A 501-nucleotide genomic window follows, 5' to 3' on the forward strand; every position below is an offset into this window, starting at 1 on the left:
TGTCACTTTCTGCCACATTGGAAGACGAACTAAGTGCCACTTACCACACGCTAAAACAAGCCGAATACACCATCGACCATGCAGCAATCGGCAAACGTGCGTTGCGTAATCAATGTCTTCAGTTCTTAGCTCATACAGACAAAGGTAACACGTTAGTTAAAGCGCAGTATGAAGCTGCCAATAACATGACCGATACCATTGCAGCTATGAGTGCAGCGAATAGTGCTCAACTGGAATGTCGTGAAGAGCTGATGGCTGATTACAGCGATAAGTGGAAACATGACGGTTTGGTTATGGACAAATGGTTTGCACTGCAGGGGACTAACCCAGCAGAAGATGCACTTGAAAAAGTGAAAGCAACCATGAATCACGAGGCGTTCAGCTTGAAGAACCCGAACCGTACGCGCAGCTTAATTGGCTCGTTCTTGGCTGCAAACCCAGTTCGTTTCCACGACAAATCGGGTTCTGGTTACCAATTTGCCGGTGAAATTCTTCGTCAGT

General features: G+C 46.7%; 1 protein-coding gene. It reads left to right on the top strand.

Annotated elements, in window-relative coordinates; translation table 11 throughout:
• Positions 1 to 501: aminopeptidase N C-terminal domain-containing protein (locus R7093_RS28570; protein ID WP_318147454.1), on the top strand; the 501-nt coding region annotated here is incomplete at both ends.

Source organism: Vibrio sp. 1580 (assembly GCF_033340055.1).